Origin of the sequence: Paenibacillus sp. USDA918EY (genome assembly GCF_009870825.1) — a bacterium.
In the GTDB taxonomy this organism is placed as follows: Bacteria; Bacillota; Bacilli; order Paenibacillales; family Paenibacillaceae; genus Paenibacillus_AQ; species Paenibacillus_AQ albilobatus.
Window position 1 is genome coordinate 190,698 of record NZ_WTWY01000004.1, and the last position, 18,908, is coordinate 209,605.

Here is an 18,908-nt window from a genome sequence, read left to right on the forward strand (position 1 = left end):
TTTAATATCAGGTTAAGAACTTGGCTGAGCCTTTATTAATAAGGAGGTACCTACCATGAGTGAACAAGGTACTGTTGGAACAGGGCATGAACATGAGCAGCTTGGACTCAGCAACGGACAAGTGATCGATATGTACAGATATATGCTGCTCGCACGCAAATTCGACGAGCGTATTTTGCTGCTGCAGCGCGCAGGCAAAATCAATTTCCACGTGTCGGGCATCGGCCAGGAGGCCGCGCAGGTGGCGGCGGCGTTTGCACTGGACAGGGAAAGAGACTATTTCCTGCCGTATTACCGCGACTACGGTTTCGTTTTGGCCGCCGGCATGACGATGCGCGAACTGCTGCTGTCTTCTTTTGCGAAAGCGGAAGATCCGAACAGCGGCGGACGCCAAATGCCCGGCCACTTCGGCAGCAAGAGGCTGCGCATCGTGACGGGCTCCAGCCCGGTCACGACCCAGGTTCCCCATGCCGTCGGCGTGGCGCTTGCGGCCAAAATGAGAAAGCAGGATATCGTTTCTTACGTTACGTTTGGCGAAGGATCCAGCAACCAGGGGGATTTTCATGAAGGCCTCAATTTTGCGGGAGTGCACAAGCTCCCTGTCGTCATCATGTGCGAAAACAACCAATACGCGATTTCCATTCCCGAACACAAACAGCTCGCCGGCAAAGTGAGCGACCGGGCGCTTGGTTACGGATTTCCGGGCTTCCGCGTTGACGGGAACGACGCGCTTGCGGTATACAAAGCGGTCAAGGAAGCGCGCGAGCGCGCGGTGCGCGGCGAAGGGCCGACCCTGATCGAAGCGATGATGTACCGCCTGTCCCCGCACTCCACCTCCGACAACGACTTGGCTTACCGCACGAAAGAGGAAGTCGAAGAGAACTGGAAAAAAGACGGGATCGCCCGGTTTAAAGCCTATTTGATCGGCTGCGGCATTTGGGACGAAGCGAAGGAAGCCGATCTGCTGCAGCAGATTGCGCTCGAAATCAAGGATGCGACCGAATATGCGGACAACGCGCCGTTTCCGAAGCCTGAAGATACGCTGCTACATGTCTATGCGGACGATGCGAAAGAGGGGGAGAAGGCATGGCAGTAATGGAATATATCGATGCGATTCGCCTCGCCATGAAAGAGGAAATGGAGAAGGACGAATCGGTATTCGTTCTTGGGGAGGACGTCGGCGTAAAAGGCGGCGTGTTTACGACCACCAAAGGATTGATGGAGCAGTTCGGCGAGGACCGGGTGCTTGATACGCCGCTCGCGGAATCCGCCATTGCCGGCGTGGCGATCGGAGCTGCGATGGTCGGCATGAAGCCGATCGCGGAGATGCAGTATTCCGACTTTATGCTGCCGGCCACGAACCAAATCATTAGCGAAGCGGCCAAAATCCGCTACCGCTCCAACAACGACTGGAGCTGTCCTATCGTGGTTCGGGCGCCGATCGGCGGAGGCATATTCGGCGGGCTGTACCATTCCCAATGTCCGGAATCGATCTTTTTCGGAACGCCGGGCCTGAAAATCGTCGCTCCGTTCACCGCCTACGACGCGAAAGGGCTGCTGAAGGCAGCCATCCAGGATCCCGATCCGGTCCTGTTCTTCGAAAATAAAAAATGCTACAAAATGATTAAAGGCGATGTGCCTTTGGAAGATTACACCGTACCGCTCGGCAAAGCGAACCTGCTCCGCGAAGGAGACGACATTACGGTCATCGGGTACAGCATGCCGCTTCATTTCTGCATGCAGGCCGCGGAAGAATTGGAGAAAGAAGGCATCACCGCCCATATCCTCGACCTGCGCACGCTGCAGCCGCTTGACCGCGACAGCATCATCGAAGCGGTGCGGAAGACGGGCAAAGTGCTGATCGTGCATGAGGACAATAAAACCGGAGGCGTCGGCGCCGAGGTGGCGGCGATCATTGCCGAGGAATGCCTTTTTGATCTGGACGCGCCGATCATGCGCTGCTGCGGCCCGGACGTGCCGGCGATGCCGATCAGTCCGCCGATGGAGAAGTTTTTTATGCTGAGCAAAGATAAAGTGAAAGAAGCCATGCGCGAATTGGCAATCTACTAGGGAAGCTTAGGGGTGAAAACATGTCAGAAAATCAAAAGTTAACCGATGTGGTGATGCCGCAGCTGGCCGAATCGCTGGTATCGGCTACGATTGCCAAATGGCTGAAGCGGCCGGGAGACAAAGTCGAGCAGTATGAGCCGATTTGCGAGGTCATTACCGACAAAGTCAATGCCGAAATTCCTGCCACCGAGGAAGGCGTGATGGCGGAATGGATCGCGGAGGAAGGCCAGACCGTAAACGTCGGCGAAATCATTTGCCGGATGGCGGTGGCGGGCGCGGCGCCGACAACCGGCGAGGCGCAGCAGGTTCAGCCTGCAGCTCCTGCCGTTTCCGCGGGAGACGGCGCCGACCAGTCCATGAGAAGCCGTTATTCCCCGGCGGTGCAGACGCTTGCCGCGCAGCATGGCGTCGACCTGAGCCGGATTCAAGGCACGGGTATGGGCGGACGGATTACGCGCAAGGACGTCCTCGCCTACGTCGAAAAAGGCGGTGCTGCAGCACAGCCGCAGGCACCTTCTGCGCAGGCGCGGACGGAAGCGCCGTCGCCGTTTAAAGATTTGCCGCATACTAATCCTGCCGTAACGCCGGAACAATATATTCCGGTACAGCCGGCGCCCGAAAGAAATTCCGGGCTGCATATGTCGGAATCGCCGAAGATTCCGCCGATCGAGGTGGAAAGGGGCGAACGCGAAATGCTGATCGACGTGACGCCGATCCGCAACGCGATTGCGACCAACATGCGCCAAAGCGTGTCTGAAATTCCGCATGCGTGGACGATGGTTGAAGTGGACGTGACCAACCTCGTGCTGCTGCGCAACAAACTGAAGGATGAATTTAAACGTCGTGAGGGGTATAATTTAACATATCTGGCGTTTTTCCTGAAGGCCGTCGTCAATGCGATCAAAGATTACCCGATCATGAACTCCGTGTGGGCCGTCAATAAAATCATCGTTAAACGCGATATCAACATTTCGCTGGCCGTCGGCACGGAAGATTCGGTGATGACGCCGGTCATCCAGCGGGCGGATCAGAAAAACATCGCGGGATTGGCGCGGGAAATCGAGGAGCTTGCGACCAAAACGCGTCAAGGCAAGCTGAAGCTGGAGGATATGCAGGGAGGAACCTTTACCGTCAACAACACGGGATCGTTTGGCTCCATCCTGTCTTACCCGATCATCAACTATCCGCAGGCTGCCATTTTGACGTTCGAATCGATCGTGAAACGTCCGGTCGTCATTAACGACATGATCGCGGTCCGCTCGATGGCCAACATCTGCTTGTCGCTGGACCACCGGATTCTCGACGGCGTCATTTGCGGACGGTTCCTGCAGCGGGTAAAGGAAAATATCGAAGCTTATACGCTGGATACGAAAGTTTATTAAAACGGCAGTACTTTCATCATCTGGAGAGGACGTGATTACGTTATGACCAAAGCGCTTCATGTTTCCTATACGCCGATGATGGGTTATGATGCAGCATGGGATTTGCAAAAATCGATCGTAAAAAGCATTGACCTTGGAGAGCAGCAGGATACCCTGCTGCTTTTGCAGCATCCGCCAACCTATACCATCGGTTCCCAAAGACATCCGGAGCATCTTCTGCTCAGCAAGGAAGAGTTGGAGGAGAAAGGCATCGGATTGTTCGAAATCGACCGGGGCGGGGACATTACATATCACGGGCCCGGACAGCTCGTCGGATACCCTTTGCTGGTGCTTGAAGGGGAGGGGCTGGATTTGCATGCCTATTTGCGGAACCTCGAACAAGTGATCATCAATTATTTGAAGCATTACGGCATCGAGGCCGGCCGCAAACCCGAATATACGGGCGTTTGGGTCGGGGATGTGAAGGTGTGCGCCATCGGGGTCAAATTCAATAAATGCCGCAGCCGCCGGGCGTTTGTGACCAGCCACGGATTCGCTTTCAACATCAAGGCGGGGATCGGGCAGCAGGGATTTGCCGGCATCATTCCATGCGGCATTCAGGAGTATGGGGTGACGTCGCTCGAAGACTGCACGGGCCGAACGTTCAGCGTGGAGCAGGTCGCGGAGGAAATCGTGCCGTTTTTCGCGGAAGTCTTCAAGTTTGAAGCCGTGCCCGGCCCCATCCCGGGTCCGGCCCGCTGAATCAGCGGGCGATCAGGGATTCGGCGACACCGAAGATGACGGAGCCGAACATGGCGATCAGCATTAAATAAACGAATACGCGAAACCATTTTTTGTTTTGCATAGCTACTCCTTTTCCGTAAGTATATTGTTTAGGAATCATTAGATCATGATATGGGGACAGCCATGTTTATTGTAACTTAAACGCAAGGAGAGATGAAAGTCCAATGATCAAACAAGACCGTTTGGTGGAAGAATTTATGGAGCTCGTTCAGGTGGACAGCGAAACGGGGCATGAGGAAGAGATTGCGGAAGTTCTTAAAAAGAAATTTGCGGATCTCGGATTAAGCGTGGTCGAGGACGATTCCAAGCCTAGAACCGGCCACGGGGCGGGCAATTTGATCGTAACCATGCAAGGAACGCCCGGAGCCCAAGCGCCGAAGCTGTTTTTCACGTGCCATATGGACACGGTCGCACCGGGCAAAGGCATCAAGCCGACGCTGGGTGCGGACGGCTGGATTACGAGCGACGGAACAACGATTCTCGGCTCCGACGATAAAGCGGGGCTGGCGGTGCTCTTTGAAGCGATCAAAGTCGTGCAGGAGCAGGGAATCGAACATGGGCAAATCCAGTTCGTCATTACGGTCGGCGAGGAGTCGGGCTTGCTCGGGGCACGCTGCATGGATCCGAAATATTTGGATGCCGATTTGGGTTACGCCATCGACTCGAACGGGGAAATCGGCGCGATTGCGGTAGCCGCGCCGACGCAGGCGAAAATGAAGATGAAAATCTTCGGCAAATCCGCCCATGCCGGCGTCAATCCGGAAGACGGCATCAGCGCGATCCAGGTGGCTTCCAAAGCGATTTCCCGCATGAAGCTCGGCCGGCTGGATCACGAAACGACGGCCAATATCGGCAAATTTGCCGGAGGCGGCGCCACGAACGTCGTTTGCGATTATGTCGAAATCGATGCCGAAGCCCGCAGCATCGTTCAGGATAAGGTCGATCGCCAGATCGAGCATATGCGTGAAGCGCTGGAAAGCGCCGTCCAGGAATGCGGCGCAACATGCGAATTCATCAGCGAAATCGTCTACCCGGCCTTCAACTTTGACGAAAACGACGACGTCGTGAAGCTGGCCCAGCGGGCGATTGCCAATATCGGCCTGCCAAGCCGCACGTTCCATTCCGGCGGCGGCAGCGACGCGAACATTTTTAACGGCATGGGGGTTCCGACCGTCAACCTGGCGCTGGGTTACGAACATATCCATACGACCAAGGAGCGGATCCGGGCTGCCGACATGGTCAAAGCGGCCGAAATGGTCATCAGCATCATCCGCGAGACCACGAAATAAATAAAGAACGAAAAAAGCTGTTTCCCGCCGGTGATTCCATGCCGGGGAAACAGCTTTTTTCAACATTATAGCGTTTATGAATTTCGGGCCTCCCGCAGAGGATCTGAATCCGCTTCGTCAAAGCCGAGGACCCACTTTGCGGGGTTATTTTGGGATAAACGGTCTATCTCGTCTAATGAAGCACGACGGCCGAAGCCGCCCCGTGGTTTCGCATTTGGGCCGGCGTCCAACGGGTGTGCCAATCGGTAATATTCAAAATATGCAGTGCGCGGGAAATATTGTCCAAATACCGTTCGATTTGATGGAACAGGTCGGTGCCGACGATTGTGTTTTCGAGCCTTGCCATCAGCGATGCCTTCGTCTGCTGCAGGCAGCAGGAGGCGGCGCCGAATCTGGCGGTCGAATGGTTGGGGTCCGTCGTGTAGATCGCTTCGAAAATGGAGGCGGCTTGCTCGAAATTTCCTTTGTCGTATTCGATTTCAGCTGCGATAAAACAAAGGTCTAGCGAAATCTGGCTTCGGTCGTACAGGGGCAGGCATTCCATCTCGGAAATCCGTGAGGCGGCAAGCTCGCGGTATCCCTGCTTGTACAAGGTATAGATCAGTTCGTTGTATTCATGTTCGGTCGGACTGGACAAAATAGCTAGAGCTTCATCGACTTTGCCCAGCGCAATGGCGGTTTTGGCTGTTTCCAAAGCTTCGTAGCGGGATAGAGCAGGCATTCCGATACCTCCTCCGTTTATGCCATGCAGGCACCATTTGCACAGATTCGCGGCCTCCGCGGCCCTGATCATATGCCTGGCCGTCGTCAGCAGCACGCGGTCATGGTGCATGGCTTTTCGCGATAATAGGGAAAGTGCTTCCTTAAATCGATTTATGTAAATAAGGCATAAAATATAGTGGGCTTGGTTTCTTTCCATGGATCTTGCCGTTGCGCCAAGGGATGCATATAGCTCCGCCGCAGCCGAAAAGGCGCCAAGTGCCCAGAGAGCTTCCGCTACGGGCAGCGCCGCGTCTTCCGCGAATTCGGAGGCAATCGCGGTCAACTGGATGCGCATGTCGGCGTCGCCCATTCCCGACAGGCCGAGGAACATGCCGATTTCGACAAGCGCTTCCGTGATGTAACGCTTCGTTTTCAGGCATTCCCGGAAAGCCATGCCGGCCTCGTAATCGCGGCCGAGCTGCCGCAGCAGTCTGCCGTACTCCAGCCAGCACATCGATTCATCGAATGACGAATTCTTGGAGGGTGGGTTTGATTTGGCCAACGAAAGAGCCTTCTCGAAGCATAAAAGAGCTTCGCCCGTCATTCCGCGCGAACGATGCCATACGGCTAACTTGTATTGCTGCGAAGAAGATGCTTGTTCGGATTGAAGCGGGAACTTCACATGATCTTTCTTCATACGGAACCCTCCGCTATATAAAACAACTTAAATGCTGAATAGTTATAGAGACATGTAAAAAAAGTTGCGAAAAATCAAAAAAACCATGACGATTTTCACATTTATTTATATTTTTTCCATTTTGGATGTCGGCACGGGGCGCAATCCTTGGTTTGACGGGGAGCCTTTTTTTTCGAGAATCGCCGTCAAAGAGGCATGGGGGTCGGTTTCTTTCATCCATTGCTTCAGCATGATTCGAATTTGCCAGGCCCGTCCCACCATGTGGAACGAAGTGCCCGTACAGTAGCTTTTCATAGGGCTCTCCTTCTTTCTCTCGCGAACTTTGTTATAATAAAACCATATGAGTCAGTCTGTACAAACATGCTAGTTTTTAAAATAGAGGGGCTTGCAAATTTCATAGAACGCTACAAACGAACATTTGCAAATCCGGATCAAGGAGAGAAACGAATTGAAACCATATGAAGATCCCAATGCCCGATTGGACGAGGTGACGGTCGCGACAAAACCCGTATTCGAAGGGAAAATCATTTCGCTGCAGATCGACACGGTCAAGCTGCCGGACGGCAGCACCGCTTCCAGGGAAATCGTGAGACATCCCGGAGCCGTGGCGGTGATGGCGATCCATGAAGGAAAAATGGTTTTGGTGGATCAATTCAGGCAGGCCATGGGCCGCCGCGAGCTGGAAATACCTGCCGGAAAGCTCGAAAAAGGGGAGGATCCGCTCGAAGCCGCCAAGCGGGAGCTGCAGGAGGAAACCGGCTATACATGCGGCAATATCCGCCTGCTGCATTCGTTTTACACATCGCCGGGGTTTGCGGATGAAATCATCCATTTATATGTAGCGGAAGACCTGGAAAGCGGCGAGGCGTCTTTGGACGAGGATGAGTTCCTTGAACTTTGCGAGTTGACCCTGGATGAAGCGCAGGAAGCGATCGCGGCCGGAAAAATCAGCGACGCCAAAACGATCATGGCCGTTTACGCATGGAAGCTCAAGCGGTTGACGGGAGCGTTTCAGCTATGACGACCCCATCGCTCAAGACATCTAGAGATGCCGGCTTGTTAAAAGGATATTATGCCGATCTGCATATCCATATCGGCCGATCGACTTCCGGTCAGGCCGTCAAAATCAGCGGCAGCAAAGACCTGACTTTCGCGAATATCGCCAAAGAAGCGGCGGGGCGAAAAGGCATGGAACTGATCGGGATCATCGATTGCCATTCGCCCGAAGTGCAAAAGGACATCATGGATTGCCTCGAATCCGGCGAAATGACGGAGCTGGCGGGAGGGGGCATCGCTTACCGCGGTACGACGATTCTGCTGGGCAGCGAAATCGAAATCTATGAAGAAGGAAAAGGCGCCGCGCATCTTCTGGCCTATTTTCCGAACCTTGCCGTAATGAGCCATTTCACTGCATGGATGGCAAAACATATGAAAAACGTGAACCTCAGCTCCCAGCGGATTTACGTGCCCGCCCGAAAACTGCAGGAGGAAATTTACGCGAGGGGCGGCATCATGATCCCTGCCCATGTGTTTACTCCGCATAAAGGCATTTACGGGAACGTGGCGCCGCTGATGTCGGACGTGCTGGACCTGGACATGGTCAGCGGCGTGGAGCTTGGACTGAGCGCCGATTCGGAAATGGCCGGCCTGATATCCGAGCTTGACCGGTTTACGTTCGTAACGAACTCGGACGCCCACTCCTTGGGGAAAATCGGCAGGGAGTACAACCGAATCAAACTGGCGGAACCGAGCTTTAACGAATTCGTGCTGGCGCTGGAGCAAGCGGAAGGGCGGGCCGTCACGGCCAATTTCGGCTTGAATCCCCGGCTCGGGAAATACCATCGCACCTATTGCCTCGGCTGCAGCCGCATTCTGGACGCGAAGGAAGCGATGACGGGAGCTTGTCCGCATTGCGGGAGCGAGAAAAAAGTGCAAGGCGTGCTCGACCGCATCCTGGACATCGCCGACCGGCCTAAACCGATGGTGCCCGAGAACCGCCCGCAGTATCATTATCAGGTGCCGTTGGAGTTTATTCCGGGCCTGGGGAAAGCGACGATGGCGAAGCTGTTGGAGCGTTTCGGCACCGAAATGTCGATTTTGCACCGGGCGGAGGAACGGGATCTTGCCGAAACGGTCGGCGACAAATTGGCGCGGCAAATCGTTATGGCGAGAAACGGCACGCTGTCGCTGTCGGCCGGCGGGGGAGGAACGTACGGGAAGGTGGATTTGTCTATCGGCAAGTCATAGATTGATGCTTGTCTTCATAGAGTAGAGGTATGTGACAGGAAGGGGGAAATCCGGAATGCGAACTTTCCGCCATACCTTGAAAGAGCAGACGATCCTTTACGTTTTCGTAGCCGTGCTTTTTCTTGTCGGCGTCATTTTCGGGGCGCTTATGGTCAATGCGCTGTCGCTCGAGCAGCAGCAGGATCTGGGGCGGTATCTGCAAAACTTTTTTATGACGGTAGACCAAAGCGGGGATGCGGCGGGGGCGCAGTCCTTCTGGAGCATCGCCGGGCTGCATTTGAAATGGGTCGGTCTGATCTGGTTTTTGGGGTTGTCCGTCATCGGGCTGCCGGGAATTCTCATTCTCGATTTTTTGAAAGGGGTGCTTATCGGTTTTTCGGTCGGTTACCTGGTCGGGGAATTTTCCTGGAAAGGCCTGTTGTTTTCGCTTGTATCGGTCGCCCCGTCCAATTTGCTGATCATTCCGGTGATTATCGTTACGAGTGTTTCCGCGATCGCCTTTTCGCTGCACGTGATCAAAAACCGGGTGATGCTGCATAATCGTGTCAACGTGACGGGACCTTTCGCGCGTTATGTCGGTTTGACGCTGGTCATGTGCCTGCTGATGCTCGGCGTTTCTTCGTTCGAAACCTGGGTGACGCCGACGATGATGAAATGGGTGACTCCGGTGCTGGTGGAGACGGCCGCGGTGCCCGGAACATGAGCAAAATGGTTTGACTTTGCTGCGCCACTCCCTCTATAATAAAAGATATGATATAGCAAAGGTACAGTGATTTTCCTGTGGGGAGGGAGAAAATGGAAGCGCGGATCGATAAAATCAAACAACAACTGCAATCCCAGGGCTATAAGCTGACACCCCAGCGGGAAGCTACCGTCAGAGTTTTGCTCGAGAATGAAGAAGACCACCTGAGTGCGGAGGACGTATTCATGCTCGTCAAAGAAAAAGCTCCTGAAATCGGTCTGGCTACCGTGTACCGTACCCTTGAATTGTTAAGTGAACTGCATGTCGTGGAAAAAATCAATTTCGGCGACGGTGTTGCAAGGTATGATTTGCGGACGGATACCGCAAAACACCACCACCATCATCTGATTTGCGTGAAATGCGGCAGCATGGACGAAATCCGCGAGGACTGGCTGGGGCCGCTGGAAGAGCGGCTGGAACGCGAGTTTAATTTTACGGTTTCCGATCATCGGCTTGATTTTCACGGGATCTGTTACCGCTGCAAAGCGAAGGAAGAAGAAGAACGCAGCGAAGCAGCAAACAAGTCGAAAGTGTAATCGATCGGATCACGATCCTCCAAGAACGACAAGCTCTCGCCGGCACGATGTTTGCCGGAGGGGGCTTTTTTGGTTGGTCAAGCGGAAGGCTTGTCATAACGTTCGGCGGGCTTTCATAAGCTGTGTAACGGGAAGCGCTTTGCGCAAACCATAGGCTTGACCGGTAGGGGGTGCATCCGAATGATTATTTCGGTGCGAAAATGTCTGTCGACATTCAAATTTTTGCTCGTTTTTGCCGCGCTAACCTATGCGCTGTACCAGCTATTCAGCCTGATCGGCGCCTGGATTACGCCGGTGGATCATTACCGGATTCCGGAGGGACATGCCGTCAAGGCGTTCCAAACGTCGGACCGGGCACATACGGGCGAAATGATGGGTGACAGGCTGCGGTTCTTTTATTGGTACGGGGAATAAGGGGAACAACAAGACGAACCGGGGGTCTGCCTGATCCCATGAACGGATCGGCAAATCTATCTGAAGGAGCTTTTTTGACTTATGATACAGTATGTAGAATCCTTCATCCGTTATTTGGACGAAGAGAAGGGGTTGTCTCAAAGCACGCTAGAGTCCTATGAACGCGACCTGCAGCAATTTTTCGAGTTTGCCTTGCGGCGGGAGCTTCAATCGGTGAACGAGATCAGGAAAACCCATATCGCCATGTACATGAACGAATTGAAGAAAAGCCGCTTTGCTGCGTCGACGGTGATGAGAAAACTCGTCTCGATCCGTTCCTTTTTTCATTACATGGTCAAGGAGTCGCTGCTGGAACATGATCCCACGCTGTACCTGGAGTCGCCGAAACCGGAAAAAAAAGTTCCGCAAATATTAAGCGTCGAGCAGGTGGAGCATCTGCTGGCAGCGCCGGACGTGTCGACGCCGCCGGGCGTTCGGGACAAGGCGATGCTGGAGCTGCTGTACGCGACGGGCATGAAAGTCTCGGAGCTGATGGCGCTTAATGTGGATGATGTGTATCCGGACATGAAATTTCTCCACTGCACGAGCAGCTCGGGGAAGGAGCGGGTGCTGCCGATCAGCAGCATTTCAGCCGAAGCCGTAAGTACATACATCAATCAAATACGGCCCCATATGGTCAGGGGTGACCGGGAAAACGGGCTTTTCCTGAACAATCTCGGGACAAGGCTGACCCGCCAAGGTTTTTGGAAAATACTAAAAAAATACGCCGCGGAGGCAGGCATAGACGGGGACATTACCCCGCATACGCTGCGCCATTCCTTTGCGGCGCATCTGCTCGAGGACGGGGCTGACATCCGTTCCGTCCAGGAGATGCTGGGGCACAGCGACATGTCTGCGGCCCCGATTTATAGCCTGTTAACCAAAAAAGCGATGAAGGACGTTTATCAAAGCCATCATCCGCGGGAACGGGCGCATTCAACCAAACCAAAGGAGCACAACGGATATGACAACGATTAACCAGACAATGATTCGCGAAGCGGCTGCCTACATCCAAGGCAAAACCGGATCGAAACCCGAGGTCGGTTTGATTCTCGGGTCGGGGCTTGGCATTCTGGCCGACTTGATTCAGGACGGAATTTCGATTCCTTACCAGGACATTCCGCATTTTCCGGTATCGACCGTGGAAGGGCATGACGGCGAACTTCTGATCGGCACGATCGAAGGGCGCGCGGTCGTCATGATGAAAGGGCGCTTTCATATGTATGAGGGCTACGGTCCCGAAGTGACGGCATTTCCGGTTCGCGTCATGAAAGAATTGGGCGTTCAAAGCCTGCTTGTGACCAATGCCGCGGGCGGCGTCAACAAGTCCTATAAACCGGGCGACCTGATGGTGATTGCCGATCACCTCAATTTCACGGGCAGAAACCCGCTGATCGGACCAAACGACCCTGAATTGGGCGTTCGTTTCCTGGATATGTCCGAAGCGTACAGCCGCCGTTTGCGCGGCGTGCTCAAAACGGTCGCCGAATCGAAAGGAATCGAACTCCAGGAAGGCGTTTATGCCGGTTTGCTCGGACCTACGTATGAAACCCCGGCCGAAATTCGGATGCTCCGCACGCTTGGCGCCGACGCCGTAGGCATGTCGACCGTATCGGAAACGATCGTGGCGCGCCATGCGGGACTCGAAGTGCTTGGCATTTCCTGCATCAGCAACATGGCGGCGGGCATTCTTGACCAGCCTCTGTCCCATGACGAGGTCATGGAAACAACCGAGCTTGTCCGCGACAAGTTTTTAAACCTGGTGCTCGCGGTCATTCCGAAAATGTAATTTTTGCATCCATTGTTTTCAAAGATTTCAAAACCTACGTCCGCAGGCCTTCGCCCTGCGGATTTTTTATGTTTTCATGCGTAATTTTCCTATAAATCTTGGCGGCCATTGGAATATTTTCCTCCCAACCTGACGACAATGAAAAACAGCAGTATTCGAATTTTGCAAAAAAAAAGCTTCAGCATGGCATGTAGGATAGCAATTTTCAAGATTTGCAAAATTCTCATTCCAAAGTTGACCAAAGGTCAGGAGGGGACTAGTTTTGAGAAAGACGCTATTGGCAGTGACGCTGACGGTGTGCTTTTTTGCCGCGGCTTTCCCGCAGCCGGGATTTGCCGAGGAAAAGGCCAAACAGACGGGGCAAGCGGATCTGGCCGCAAACGCCAAGTCCGCCATCCTCATGGATGCGGATACGGGAACTATTATTTACGAGAAAAACAGCCATGATAAACTGCCGCCCGCAAGCATTACCAAAATTATGACGATGCTGCTCACGATGGAAGCCATCGACTCCGGCAAGCTGAAGCTGACCGACAAGGTTCGCACGAGCGAATATGCCGCATCGATGGGGGGCTCGCAAATTTTCCTGGAGCCCGGCGAAGAAATGACCGTCGACGAAATGCTGAAAGGCATCGCGATGGCATCGGGCAACGACGCTTCGGTGGCGATCGCGGAAAAAATCGCGGGCACCGAGGAATCTTTCGTGCAGATGATGAACGACAAAGCGAAGCAGCTTGGGCTGAAGGACACCCATTTTGCCAACTGCAACGGACTGCCTGCGGAAAACCACTATTCCTCGGCACATGATATCGCCGTCATCAGCCGGGAGCTTTTGAAGCATAAGGATATTACGAAATATACCGGCACCTACCAGGATTATCTGCGCAAGGATTCGAAAAAGCCGTTTTGGCTCGTAAACACGAACAAGCTGGTCCGCTTTTATACCGGGGCCGACGGACTGAAAACGGGTTATACGTCCGAAGCGAGATTTTGCCTGTCGGCAACGGCGGTCAAAGACGGATTGAGAGCCGTGGCGGTTGTGCTTGGCGAACCGAACACGAAGACGCGGAACGAAGAAGTATCCAAAATGTTCGACTATATGTTTTCGCAATACAGCATGCACACCATCTTCAAGCCGGGCGACACGATCGGAACGATCAAGGTTAATAAAGGCGACGTGAAAGAATTGACGCTGACCGCGGGCCAAACCTACAGCGTGCTGCTCAGAAAGACGGTCAATGCCGAAGGCATCCGTCATGAGCTGCAGGTTCCGAAGGAAGTCAGAGCGCCCGTACAGGCGGGACAGGTACTCGGTAAGCTCGTCGTGTACCAAGGCGACAAAGTTCTCAAGGAATTCGAGCTGAAATCTCCGGAGCAAATCGGCAAGGCCGGATGGTGGAAGCTGTTCAAGCGGACGGCCTCGAAGTTGTTCCTTGTAGATTGATAGCGGTTTTCTTCTAGTTTTGTCGGGGTGCAGGAATCTCTTTTCGCGGCGTAGAAATCCTTGGTCAAGCGACAGGAAGGAGAGTGAGCAGGCGTGAATCTGCAAGTGGAAATGGAGCATCACCGCAAAACATTGATCGTCCGCCTATCCGGCGAGCTGGACCATCATACCGCCGACCATGTCCGTCTACAGCTCGACGAAGCAATCCAGAGAGGACAAACGGAGCATTTGGTGCTCAGCTTTAAAAATTTGCAGTTTATGGACAGTTCCGGATTGGGAGTCATTTTGGGAAGGTACAAGCTGATCAAAAGCAAGGGCGGAAAAATGGCCGTATGCGACGTCAATTCGGCGGTCTACCGCTTATTGGACATGTCCGGGCTGTTTAAGATCATGCCTATTTACGATAGCGAGGGCCAGGCGCTCTCGGGATTGGAGGTCGTGTCATGACGGAAAAAAATGGGGTTCAACGCAATTTCATGACGCTCCAATTTTCGGCCAAATCGGAAAACGAATCCTTTGCGCGGGTCACCGTCGCGGCGTTCATTTCCCAGCTGGATCCGACCATGGAAGAGCTCAGCGATTTGAAAACGGTCATTTCCGAAGCGGTCACTAACAGCATCATTCACGGGTATGACGGCAATCCCGAAGGGATCGTCACCATCACGGCGGAAATCGTGGGCGATACCGTGACGATTACCGTCGAGGATCGGGGAGAGGGCATCGAGGATTTGGACCTGGCCCGTCAGCCGCTGTACACGTCAAAACCTGAACTGGAGCGATCGGGAATGGGATTTACGATCATGGAGAACTTCATGGACGAGTTCGAAGTTTCCAGCGAGCCCGGCTCCGGCACGTCGATCAGGATGAAGAAAAGGATAGAATCCAAGAAAGCTTTGTATAATTAGGGGTTGGGCGCATGGATGCTGATGTGAAAAAACCTTCGCAAACCTATCTGGAAGACGCGGAAGTCAAACGCCTGATCGCTTTGAGCCAGGCCGGAGACAGCATGGCCCGCGATACGCTGGTAAACTGCAACATCCGTCTCGTCTGGTCCGTTGTACAAAGGTTTATGAACCGCGGCTATGAGCCGGAGGATTTGTTTCAGATCGGCTGTATCGGTCTGCTGAAGTCCGTGGATAAATTCGATTTAAGCTACGACGTTAAATTTTCGACCTATGCCGTGCCGATGATCATCGGCGAAATTCAGCGGTTCCTCCGGGATGACGGCACCCTTAAGGTAAGCCGTTCGCTGAAGGAAATGGCGAATAAAGTACGGAAAAAGAAGGACGAGCTGTCGAAGCATCTGGATCGATTGCCGACCGTCAAAGAGGTTGCCGAGGAGCTTGGGGTGACGCCGGAGGAAGTGGTGTTCGCCCAGGAAGCGAATAAACCGCCGACCTCGATCCATGAAACGGTGTTCGAAAACGACGGAGACCCGATTACGCTCATGGACCAGATTGCGGACGACACGCAGGAACGCTGGTTCGACAAGCTGGCCCTGAACGAGGCGATCGACGGCCTTTCCGAACGCGAGAAGCTGATCGTCTACCTAAGGTATTACCGCGATCAGACGCAATCGGAGGTAGCGGCGAGGCTTGGCATATCGCAGGTTCAGGTGTCGCGCCTGGAAAAGAAAATATTGCAGCTTATTCGCGATCAGATCGCGCAGTAACGTGAGGGCGGACCGGTTCGAGGCATTTTGCTTCGGCCGGTCCGTTTTTTGTTTTCCCCGCCTCCCCGTCTTTTGGAATCCATGAAGATGCGCCGTTGCAAATGCTCGTCTGCGCCGGAATGCAAACGGTAGAATACGCTCCCATAGCAACATTTGACTAGAAAACCGAGCATTTTCCTATACTAACGACATTGAGGCAGCAAAGGAGTGGTCACAATGTCTTCGAATTCGGTCCCTACGGTATATCTGCAGCTGCGAAGCCGCGTGCCGATCACGCAGGGAAGGGTCGTGACGCTTGGGCATGTCGCCAGGATATTAAGCGACCCGGAGTGGGAGGCGCCGCTTCGCAATCTTGAACTGGTCGAACCGCAAAAATGGGACGGCAATTTGTTGCTTATCGACCTGATGCAAATTATTCCGAAGGTTCAGCAGCTCATCCCCGGGGTGAAAATCGAACCGATCGGTCAAAACCACGTTTTGGTGGAAGTCGTTCAGAAACCGCGGAAGCCTTCCTTTCTTTTGTTTTTGCTCGTTTGGCTGCTGCTTTTTTTCGGCTCGGCGCTGACGATCATGAACTTCCACGCGGACGTCAACATGCAGGAGGTTCAAATCCGGACGGTGGAAATGCTGACAGGCAAAAGGGACGAACATCCTTACCTGTTCCAGGCGGCTTATTCGTTTGGCATCGGCTTCGGCATGGTCGTTTTTTTCAACCATCTGTTCAAGAAAAAATGGAATGAGGAGCCTACTCCGTTGGAAGTGGAGATGTTTCTCTACCAGGAAAATATCGATCAGTTCGTCGTCGCCCAGGAATACAAACGGATGAAATCGTCGCAAAACAAGGGGGAGAAGCATTGAGTACGGTGCTTGGGCTGCTGGTGCAGATTTTGCTCGGCATTGCCGGAGGCATCGCCGTTGGCGGGGGCGTGATCGCGCTTTTTATCGTGCTGGACATGATTCCGAGGCTGGCGCAGCTGACGCGGTCTTACCACCAGGTGCACTGGTACGAAGGGGCGATGGTGGCGGGATCGCTGGTAGGCACCGTGTTTGATTTCTGGAACTGGAAGCTGTCGCTCGGGGCATGGTCCGGCCTCGTTGTCGGCCTATTTAACGGCATTTTTGTCGGGCTTTTGGCGGCGGCCTTGACCGAGGTGCTGAACGTGCTGCCGATTTTGGCCAAGCGGCTAAAAATGATCGGGTACTTGTTCGGCCTATTGATGGCGATGGTGACGGGGAAAGTGGCGGGTTCGTTGTTTGACTGGTTCGTATATAGAAAGTAAGAGGCGAAAGGGTGATGGATCATGAACGAACATGAGAATGAGCGAACAGGTGTGGGGGATCCGTCAAAACCGGAAGTGTGGATGAATTACGGAAACGGGACAGAATCCGGAGGAAAAGAGGGCGATCGACCGGCTTCAGCCTCTGGCGGCCCGCAAGATGACGGCAGCAACGGAGCCGGTACCCTGGTTTTTAAAGGGTCGGGGGCCGGCAGCGGCAAAGGCGAAGAGAAAAAGCGGGAAGAAGAGCATTCCGACTCGGTGGAAGAATCGGTTATTTATTGGCAAAAAAGCGACGACATTTCGGACAGCTTGGACCAGACGAAAGCAACGCTGAAGGAAGTGGTCGGACTCGGGTCCTCGTTCGATATCGTATTCCGCGAGATGACGCTTGCGGGGCGGCGGACGGGGCTGCTTTTCGTCAACGGGTTCGCCAAAGACAACATCATGGTCGAAATTTTGAAGCGCCTGACGTATTTGAACGCGGACCAGCTGTCTACAGACGCACTGCAGTCTTTTTTTGAATATTATATTCCGCATATTCAAGTCGAAGTGGAACGAAAGCTGAGTTCTACGATCAACAAAATGCTGATGGGCATGTCCGCACTGTACATCGACGGCGAACGTGCGGCCATCGTGCTGGATACGCGCACGTTCCCGGTACGCAGCCCGGAAGAGCCCAGCATCGAAAGAGTGGTCCGGGGCGCCAGGGACGGCTTTGTCGAGACGCTGCTCAGCAATATCGCCCTTGTCCGCCGCCGCGTCCGCGATCCCGGGTTCAAAGCGGAATTGGTTCAGGTAGGTAGACGTACACGTACGGACGTGTGTATTGCATATATTGATGATATCGTGGATAAGGTGCAGGTCGACTCGATCCGGGAAAAAATCAAAGGCCTGGATATCGAAGGGCTGCCGCTGGCGGATAAGCAGCTGGAAGAGGCCATCATCAACAAAGGCTGGCATCCGTATCCGCTGGTCCGGTATTCGGAGCGGCCCGACGTGGTGGCTTCGCATATTTTGGAAGGGCGGGTGGCCGTTTTCGTCGACACGTCGCCGAGCGTCATGGTCATGCCGACCACTTTTTTCGACCTGTGCCAACATGCGGAGGAAAAACGGCAAACGGCATTTATGGGCACATACCTCAGGTGGGTCCGGTTTCTCGGGATTTTCGCATCGATGTTTTTGCTGCCGCTATGGATGCTGTTGGTCGCGAATCCGGAGCTGAAACCGGCGTTTCTGCAGTTTATCGGACCTCACGATCATGGCAAGGTGCCGTTAATCGCCCAGTTTCTGATGGTCGAATTCGGGGTGGACCTGCTGAGGCTTGCGGCCGTCCATACGCCGACGCCGCTTGCTTCCGCCATGGGCCTGATCGCGGCCATCCTGGTCGGCGACATCGCCGTCAAAACCGGATTGTTTATCAACGAGGTCGTGTTGTACATGGCCGTCGCCGCCATCGGGATGTTCGCGACGCCAAGCTATGAGCTCGGGCTTGCCAACCGGCTGGTGAGGCTGGTACTGCTGGTGGCCGTCGCGCTCTTTAAGGTGCAGGGCTTCGTCATCGGCACGACGCTGCTCATTTTGCTGCTGACGCTGCACCGCTCGTACAATTCTTCTTATTTATGGCCGTTTATACCTTTTAATGCAAAGGCGATGGCCAGCGTCTTATTCCGTTTTCCGCTGCTTGAATCCAAGAAAAGGCCATCCTTCAATAAAACGCGGGATAACACGAAAATGGCGCCAAACCCGGACAATACGGATCAATCGTAGAAAAAATACAAATGTTTTGCATAAAAATCCATTCATTCTCTTCCGTTGTCTGTTA

The 18,908-nt window shown here is 53.9% G+C and carries 22 protein-coding genes; 19 read left to right on the forward strand and 3 right to left on the reverse strand.

The genetic code is table 11. The features are described 5' to 3' along the window. The first annotated feature begins 55 nt into the window (after nucleotides 1-55). From GQY55_RS10885 to lipB, 4 genes are read left to right on the forward strand one after another with little or no spacing between them, the layout of a single operon-like run. Complete coding sequence (locus GQY55_RS10885) at nucleotides 56-1,096, forward strand: thiamine pyrophosphate-dependent dehydrogenase E1 component subunit alpha (protein WP_160041132.1); 1,041 nt, start codon at nucleotides 56-58, stop codon at nucleotides 1,094-1,096. Further along, entirely contained in the window at nucleotides 1,087-2,070 is a 984-nt protein-coding gene (locus tag GQY55_RS10890) for an alpha-ketoacid dehydrogenase subunit beta (protein WP_160041134.1), read from the forward strand. The genes GQY55_RS10885 and GQY55_RS10890 overlap by 10 nt, the downstream gene beginning before the upstream one ends. Nucleotides 2,071-2,090: 20 nt before the next feature. Further along, the gene (locus GQY55_RS10895; RefSeq protein ID WP_160041136.1) at nucleotides 2,091-3,452 is read left to right on the forward strand and encodes a dihydrolipoamide acetyltransferase family protein; all 1,362 of its coding nucleotides are present in this window, start codon (nucleotides 2,091-2,093) and stop codon (nucleotides 3,450-3,452) included. A 42-nt stretch (nucleotides 3,453-3,494) separates the two neighbouring features. Continuing rightward, the gene (gene lipB / locus GQY55_RS10900; protein ID WP_160041138.1) at nucleotides 3,495-4,193 is read left to right on the forward strand and encodes a lipoyl(octanoyl) transferase LipB; all 699 of its coding nucleotides are present in this window, start codon (nucleotides 3,495-3,497) and stop codon (nucleotides 4,191-4,193) included. A 1-nt stretch (nucleotide 4,194) separates the two neighbouring features. Here lipB and prli42 read toward each other — a convergent pair whose 3' ends face one another. Then, complete coding sequence (gene prli42 / locus GQY55_RS10905; RefSeq protein ID WP_160041140.1) at nucleotides 4,195-4,296, reverse strand: stressosome-associated protein Prli42; 102 nt, start codon at nucleotides 4,294-4,296, stop codon at nucleotides 4,195-4,197. A 103-nt stretch (nucleotides 4,297-4,399) separates the two neighbouring features. Between prli42 and GQY55_RS10910 the strand changes: the two genes are divergently transcribed. Then, nucleotides 4,400-5,524, forward strand: coding sequence for a M20/M25/M40 family metallo-hydrolase (locus tag GQY55_RS10910; protein WP_160041142.1), 1,125 nt, complete (start codon nucleotides 4,400-4,402; stop codon nucleotides 5,522-5,524). A 172-nt stretch (nucleotides 5,525-5,696) separates the two neighbouring features. Here the strand turns inward: GQY55_RS10910 and GQY55_RS10915 are convergent, their stop codons facing one another. Then, nucleotides 5,697-6,923 carry a hypothetical protein gene (locus GQY55_RS10915; RefSeq protein ID WP_160041144.1) on the reverse strand — a complete coding sequence of 409 codons (1,227 nt, stop codon included), beginning with the start codon at nucleotides 6,921-6,923 and terminating at the stop codon, nucleotides 5,697-5,699. Nucleotides 6,924-7,028: 105 nt separating this feature from the next. Continuing rightward, entirely contained in the window at nucleotides 7,029-7,217 is a 189-nt protein-coding gene (locus tag GQY55_RS10920) for a Z-ring formation inhibitor MciZ (protein ID WP_160041146.1), read from the reverse strand. Nucleotides 7,218-7,371: 154 nt separating this feature from the next. Here GQY55_RS10920 and GQY55_RS10925 point away from each other — a divergent pair, with 154 nt between their 5' ends. The 14 genes from GQY55_RS10925 (at nucleotide 7,372) to GQY55_RS10990 (ending at nucleotide 18,853) form a co-directional block, all read left to right on the forward strand. Continuing rightward, entirely contained in the window at nucleotides 7,372-7,944 is a 573-nt protein-coding gene (locus GQY55_RS10925) for an NUDIX hydrolase (protein ID WP_236575541.1), read from the forward strand. After that, complete coding sequence (locus GQY55_RS10930) at nucleotides 7,941-9,170, forward strand: endonuclease Q family protein (RefSeq protein ID WP_160041148.1); 1,230 nt, start codon at nucleotides 7,941-7,943, stop codon at nucleotides 9,168-9,170. Before GQY55_RS10925 ends, GQY55_RS10930 begins: the two co-directional genes overlap by 4 nt. Nucleotides 9,171-9,225: 55 nt before the next feature. Then, entirely contained in the window at nucleotides 9,226-9,873 is a 648-nt protein-coding gene (gene spoIIM, locus GQY55_RS10935; protein WP_160041150.1) for a stage II sporulation protein M, read from the forward strand. A gap of 92 nt (nucleotides 9,874-9,965) precedes the next feature. Then, the gene (gene fur / locus GQY55_RS10940; protein ID WP_160041152.1) at nucleotides 9,966-10,448 is read left to right on the forward strand and encodes a ferric iron uptake transcriptional regulator; all 483 of its coding nucleotides are present in this window, start codon (nucleotides 9,966-9,968) and stop codon (nucleotides 10,446-10,448) included. A 180-nt stretch (nucleotides 10,449-10,628) separates the two neighbouring features. Beyond that, nucleotides 10,629-10,862: a DUF4227 family protein gene (locus tag GQY55_RS10945; RefSeq protein WP_160041154.1), complete on the forward strand. Its 234-nt coding sequence runs from the start codon at nucleotides 10,629-10,631 to the stop codon at nucleotides 10,860-10,862. 81 nt (nucleotides 10,863-10,943) lie between these two features. Further along, the gene (gene xerD, locus GQY55_RS10950) at nucleotides 10,944-11,879 is read left to right on the forward strand and encodes a site-specific tyrosine recombinase XerD (RefSeq protein ID WP_160041156.1); all 936 of its coding nucleotides are present in this window, start codon (nucleotides 10,944-10,946) and stop codon (nucleotides 11,877-11,879) included. After that, nucleotides 11,866-12,690: a purine-nucleoside phosphorylase gene (locus GQY55_RS10955; protein WP_160041158.1), complete on the forward strand. Its 825-nt coding sequence runs from the start codon at nucleotides 11,866-11,868 to the stop codon at nucleotides 12,688-12,690. Before xerD ends, GQY55_RS10955 begins: the two co-directional genes overlap by 14 nt. Before the next feature lie 262 nt (nucleotides 12,691-12,952). Further along, nucleotides 12,953-14,134 (forward strand): D-alanyl-D-alanine carboxypeptidase family protein, encoded by a 1,182-nt coding sequence (locus GQY55_RS10960; protein WP_160041160.1) that lies wholly within the window; start codon nucleotides 12,953-12,955, stop codon nucleotides 14,132-14,134. A gap of 93 nt (nucleotides 14,135-14,227) precedes the next feature. Then, nucleotides 14,228-14,581 carry an anti-sigma F factor antagonist gene (spoIIAA, locus tag GQY55_RS10965; RefSeq protein ID WP_160041162.1) on the forward strand — a complete coding sequence of 118 codons (354 nt, stop codon included), beginning with the start codon at nucleotides 14,228-14,230 and terminating at the stop codon, nucleotides 14,579-14,581. Next, entirely contained in the window at nucleotides 14,578-15,039 is a 462-nt protein-coding gene (gene spoIIAB, locus GQY55_RS10970) for an anti-sigma F factor (RefSeq protein ID WP_160041164.1), read from the forward strand. Before spoIIAA ends, spoIIAB begins: the two co-directional genes overlap by 4 nt. A gap of 11 nt (nucleotides 15,040-15,050) precedes the next feature. Beyond that, nucleotides 15,051-15,806, forward strand: coding sequence for an RNA polymerase sporulation sigma factor SigF (gene sigF, locus GQY55_RS10975; RefSeq protein ID WP_160041166.1), 756 nt, complete (start codon nucleotides 15,051-15,053; stop codon nucleotides 15,804-15,806). Between the two features lie 216 nt (nucleotides 15,807-16,022). Further along, nucleotides 16,023-16,664, forward strand: a complete 642-nt coding sequence (locus tag GQY55_RS10980) for a stage V sporulation protein AA (protein WP_160041168.1) — start codon at nucleotides 16,023-16,025, stop codon at nucleotides 16,662-16,664. Next, nucleotides 16,661-17,086: a stage V sporulation protein AB gene (locus GQY55_RS10985; RefSeq protein ID WP_236575542.1), complete on the forward strand. Its 426-nt coding sequence runs from the start codon at nucleotides 16,661-16,663 to the stop codon at nucleotides 17,084-17,086. Before GQY55_RS10980 ends, GQY55_RS10985 begins: the two co-directional genes overlap by 4 nt. Before the next feature lie 21 nt (nucleotides 17,087-17,107). Continuing rightward, the gene (locus tag GQY55_RS10990) at nucleotides 17,108-18,853 is read left to right on the forward strand and encodes a spore germination protein (RefSeq protein ID WP_236575543.1); all 1,746 of its coding nucleotides are present in this window, start codon (nucleotides 17,108-17,110) and stop codon (nucleotides 18,851-18,853) included. Nucleotides 18,854-18,908: the final 55 nt, after the last annotated feature.